This window comes from Flavobacterium sp., from assembly GCF_029242675.1.
Classification (GTDB): domain Bacteria; phylum Bacteroidota; class Bacteroidia; order Flavobacteriales; family Flavobacteriaceae; genus Flavobacterium.
In genome coordinates this window covers 1-4,685 of record NZ_JAQWTM010000397.1, presented here as the reverse complement: position 1 = coordinate 4,685, position 4,685 = coordinate 1, and the positions used below count along the sequence as shown (strand labels likewise).

5 protein-coding genes are annotated in these 4,685 nt (G+C 34.1%); all 5 read left to right on the top strand.

What is annotated here, in order from left to right; translation table 11 throughout:
- On the top strand, nucleotides 1–513 hold a 513-nt coding region (rpsD, locus tag P8M54_RS14640; protein ID WP_300288738.1), incomplete at its 5' end, for a 30S ribosomal protein S4.
- Nucleotides 514–534: 21 nt separating this feature from the next.
- Nucleotides 535–1,527, top strand: coding sequence for a DNA-directed RNA polymerase subunit alpha (locus P8M54_RS14635; RefSeq protein ID WP_300288737.1), 993 nt, complete (start codon nucleotides 535–537; stop codon nucleotides 1,525–1,527).
- Between the two features lie 62 nt (nucleotides 1,528–1,589).
- A complete protein-coding gene (gene rplQ / locus P8M54_RS14630) occupies nucleotides 1,590–2,078 on the top strand; it encodes a 50S ribosomal protein L17 (RefSeq protein WP_300288736.1) in 489 nt (162 codons plus the stop codon).
- A 191-nt stretch (nucleotides 2,079–2,269) separates the two neighbouring features.
- Complete coding sequence (gene carA, locus P8M54_RS14625) at nucleotides 2,270–3,370, top strand: glutamine-hydrolyzing carbamoyl-phosphate synthase small subunit (RefSeq protein ID WP_300288735.1); 1,101 nt, start codon at nucleotides 2,270–2,272, stop codon at nucleotides 3,368–3,370.
- Nucleotides 3,371–3,683: 313 nt separating this feature from the next.
- A partial coding sequence (gene eno / locus P8M54_RS14620; protein WP_300288733.1) for a phosphopyruvate hydratase occupies nucleotides 3,684–4,685 on the top strand: 1,002 nt, incomplete at its 3' end.

Below are 4,685 nucleotides of genomic sequence, written 5' to 3'. Positions count from 1 at the left end.
CCACCTGGACAACACGGGATGGCTAAAAAAAGAGGTAAAAAATCTGAATATGCAATCCAGTTAATGGAAAAGCAAAAAGCTAAATATTCTTATGGAATTTTAGAAAAACAATTTAGAGGTTTATTTAAAAAAGCATCAGCTACTAAAGGTGTTACTGGTGAAGTTCTTTTACAATTATGTGAGGCAAGATTGGATAATGTGGTTTTTAGAATGGGTGTAGCTCCTTCTAGAAGAGGTGCGAGACAATTAGTTTCTCACAGACACATTACTGTAAATGGTGAAGTTGTAAATATTCCTTCTTACCACCTTAAGCCAGGTGATAAAGTTGCAGTTCGTGAAAAATCTAAATCTTTAGAAGCTATCGAACGTTCTTTATCTAATGCTAGTCAAGTTTATGAATGGATTACTTGGAATAATGACGTTAAAGAAGGTACTTTTGTAACTGTACCGGCTAGACTTCAGATTCCAGAAAATATTAAAGAGCAATTAATCGTAGAGTTGTACAACAAATAATAATTGACTTAGTCGAAATTTATGGCAATATTTAATTTTCAGAAGCCCGATAAAGTTATCATGATCGATTCAACCGATTTTGAAGGTAAATTTGAATTTAGACCTTTAGAACCTGGTTACGGATTGACCGTAGGTAATGCACTTAGAAGAGTCTTGCTTTCTGCATTAGAAGGTTATGCAATTACATCTGTTCGTATCGAAGGTGTAGATCATGAGTTTTCTACTATAGCAGGAGTTGTTGAAGATGTTACCGAAATTATTCTTAATCTAAAACAAGTACGTTTCAAACGTCAAATTGAAGATATTGATAACGAAGCAGTTACTATTTCTGTTTCAGGTAAAGATCAGTTAACAGCTGGTGATTTTCAAAAATTTATTTCAGGTTTCCAAGTTTTGAATCCAGAACTAGTTATCTGTAATTTAGATTCTAAAATCAAACTGAATTTCGATTTAACTATCGAAAAAGGTAGAGGATACGTTCCTGCTGAGGAGAACAAAAAGCAAAATGCTGCAATTGGAACCATTTTTACGGATTCTATCTTTACTCCGGTAAAGAACGTAAAATATGCAATCGAAAACTTCCGTGTAGAGCAAAAAACAGATTATGAGAAATTAGTTTTTAAAATTAAAACTGATGGTTCTATCAATCCAAAAGATGCACTTACTGAAGCTGCTAAGGTTTTAATTCACCACTTCATGTTGTTTTCTGACGAAAGAATCACTCTAGAGGCTGATGAGATCGCACAAACAGAATCGTATGATGAAGAATCATTACATATGAGACACTTGCTTAAAACTAAGCTTGTTGATATGGATCTGTCTGTAAGAGCATTAAATTGTTTGAAAGCGGCTGAAGTCGATACACTTGGTGATTTAGTATCGTTCAACAAAAATGACCTAATGAAATTCCGTAATTTTGGTAAAAAATCTTTAACTGAACTTGATGAACTTGTTGCAGTTAAGAACCTTAATTTTGGTATGGATTTAGCAAAATACAAACTAGATAAAGAATAAATTACTCATATTTTGCTCTCCATAGAGGATAGTAGCAAGATGAGGGTTTAAAAAAACACGTCATGAGACACGGAAAAAAATTTAATCACTTAAGCAGACAGACAGCACATAGAAAATCTATGTTAGCTAATATGGCTTGTTCTCTTATCGAGCACAAACGTATTAACACTACTGTTGCTAAAGCAAAAGCGCTTAAACAATTTGTTGAGCCTTTAATTACAAAATCAAAAAGCGATACGACTCACAATCGTCGTTTATGTTTTGCTAGCTTACGTAGCAAGTATGCTGTAACTGATTTATTCAGAGATGTAGCTGCTAAAGTAGGTGATCGTCCAGGTGGATACACTCGTATCATTAAAGTTGGAAATCGTTTAGGAGATAATGCTGATATGGCAATGATCGAATTAGTAGATTTCAATGAACTTTACAACGGAGGTAAAAAAGAAGTTAAAAAAGCAAAAAGCCGTCGTGGTGGGAAAGCTAAGAAAGCAGATGAGGCTACTGAAGCTCCAGCTGTTGAAACTGAAACTACAACTGACGCTGCTGAGTAATTATGAAAATAATCATTCAATAATACTAAAGGATAAACTATTTATAGTTTATCCTTTTTTTTTGTTTTTTTCTTTTTTGTAAAACAACAGCAAGTAAGTGCTAAGCACACCAAACTTTTAAAATTGAATACTGTTTTAAAATTTGGTTTCACTCTTATTATAATTTAAATTTGTATCATATTTAACTACACATGAAATACACAACAAGAAATAGCGCAGTTTTACTACTTAGTGATGGTACCATTTTTCACGGGAAATCAATTGGTATCAGTGGAACTACATTTGGAGAGGTTTGTTTTAACACGGGAATGACGGGATATCAGGAAATCTTTACTGATCCTTCTTATTTTGGTCAAATCATGGTTGCCACTAATCCTCATATTGGGAATTATGGTGTTAATGACAAAGATGTAGAATCAGATAGCGTGAAAATAGCTGGTTTGGTTTGTAAAAACTTTAGTTTTAATTACTCAAGGTCTGATGCTTCGGGAAGTTTAGAGGATTACTTTACAAAGCAAAACTTAATTTGCATATCAGATGTGGATACAAGAGCATTAGTAAGTTATATTAGAGATAATGGAGCGATGAATGCTGTTATATGTACAGATGGCACTGCTATTGAAGATCTTAAAAAGGCTTTAGCGGCTGTTCCAGACATGAAAGGTTTGGAATTAGCATCAAAAGTATCTACAAAAGAAGCTTATTTTTTTGGTGATGAAAATGCTACTTACAAAGTCGCTGCATTAGACTTAGGTATAAAAACTAATATTCTAAGAAATTTAGCTAAAAGAGATTGTTACATTAAGGTTTTTCCTTTTGATACTAGTTTTAACGAGATGACAGCTTTCAATCCTGATGGATATTTTCTGTCTAACGGTCCTGGTGATCCGGAACCGTTATCCGGTGCAATTCAGGTTGCTAAGGAAATTTTAGCTAGTAATAAACCGTTATTCGGTATTTGTCTCGGACATCAGATCATCGGATTGGCAAACGGAATCTCCACTTACAAGATGTTTAACGGTCATAGGGGAATTAATCATCCTGTAAAAAACCTAGTAACGGGTAAAGGGGAAATTACTTCACAAAATCATGGTTTCGCTGTTAATAAAGAAGAATTAGAAGCCAATAGTGCTATGGAAATTACTCATGTGCATTTAAATGATGGCACTGTTGCGGGTATGAGAGTTAAGGATAAGAATTGTTTTTCTGTGCAGTATCATCCAGAAGCTAGTCCAGGACCTCATGATTCTTCGTATCTATTTGATCAGTATATAGAAAGTATTCGATCATAAATTTTGCATTTTGATTGTAAAAGGCAGACTAATAGTCCGCCTTTTTTTGTTTAACAGGTTTTTTCAATTGGTAAAGGTTCCATGTTTTTTTTTGATAGATAGTAGTGGTGTAGAGTTTAATTTTTAAATCAATGTAAATAAAAATAGCTGGTACTGTGATAAGTGTGTTTTTCGGTTGTGTGTTAATATAAAGTTCTTAATGCAATTTTTAACAGATAGTTATATCTTTTTCGTTAATAACATTCATGATTTTCATTATGGGAAACCAAAAGATAGAATATATTTGTATAATCAAATTTAAAATTAAAGTAATATGAGTATTATAATTAAAATTCACGCAAGACAAATTTTTGATTCTAGAGGTAATCCAACTATCGAGGTTGATGTTATCACTGATAATGGTGTTTTAGGTAGAGCAGCAGTGCCGTCAGGAGCATCGACTGGAGAGCATGAAGCTGTTGAGTTACGAGATGGAGGAAAAGCTTTTTTAGGAAAAGGAGTTTTAAATGCTGTGAAAAATGTTAATACTATTATTGCGGATGAGTTAGTAGGTACATCTGTTTTTGAGCAAAACTTGATTGACCAAACTATGATTAACTTAGATGGTACAGCTAATAAATCTAATTTAGGTGCTAATGCCATTTTGGGGGTTTCTCTTGCTGTTGCAAAAGCGGCTGCCAATGAGTTAGGACTTCCTTTGTATCGTTACGTTGGAGGTGTTTCAGCGAATACTTTACCAGTCCCAATGATGAATATAATTAACGGAGGATCACATTCTGATGCTCCCATCGCTTTTCAGGAATTCATGATTTTCCCTGTAAAAGCCACTTCTTTTTCGCAGGCTATGCAAATGGGAACTGAAATATTTCATAGTTTAAAAAAGGTTTTACATGACCGTGGATTGAGCACAGCAGTAGGTGATGAAGGGGGTTTTGCACCCAATTTAGCTGGAGGAACTGAGGATGCCTTAGATACTATTAAAAAAGCAGTTGAAAATGCGGGTTATTCTTTTGGAGATGAAATCATGATTGCTTTGGATTGTGCTGCCGCAGAATTTTATGTAGATGGTAAATACGATTACTCTAAATTTGAAGGCGAAACAGGAATAGTAAGAACTTCTGCAGAGCAAGTAGAATATTTAGCAGAATTAGCAGCAAAATATCCAATTATTTCTATCGAAGATGGAATGGACGAAAATGACTGGGAGGGCTGGAAGTTATTAACCGAGAAAATAGGTGATAAAGTGCAGCTTGTTGGTGATGATTTGTTTGTAACAAATGTTGAGCGTTTAGCAACTGGAATCGAAAAAGGAATT